The organism is Frankia umida (genome assembly GCF_023242945.1).
In the GTDB taxonomy this organism is placed as follows: domain Bacteria; phylum Actinomycetota; class Actinomycetes; order Frankiales; family Frankiaceae; genus Frankia; species Frankia umida.
Genome location: NZ_JALKFT010000125.1, coordinates 1 through 321, shown reverse-complemented (window position 1 = coordinate 321; position 321 = coordinate 1). Strand labels below are relative to the sequence as shown.

Annotated in this window: 1 protein-coding gene; it reads left to right on the top strand. The window is 72.9% G+C overall.

The features are described from left to right. Positions 1–321: beta-ketoacyl synthase N-terminal-like domain-containing protein (locus MXD59_RS26075; protein ID WP_248827211.1), on the top strand; the 321-nt coding region annotated here is incomplete at both ends.

Here is a 321-nt window from a genome sequence, read left to right as displayed (position 1 = left end):
GTGCGGTCGCCGGAGGAGCTGTGGGAGCTGGTGGCCGGTGGGGTGGACGCGGTGGGTCCGTTCCCGGTGGACCGGGGCTGGGACCTGGAGGCCCTCTACGACCCGGACCCCGACCAGACCGGTCGCTCCTACGTCCGGGCCGGTGGGTTCCTCTACGACGTGGCCCGGTTCGATCCGGCGTTCTTCGGGATCTCGCCGCGGGAGGCGCTGGCGATGGATCCGCAGCAGCGGCTGCTGCTGACGACGTCGTGGGAGGCCTTCGAGCGGGCCGGGATCGATCCGGGGACGTTGCGGGGCAGCCAGACCGGGGTGTTCGTCGGC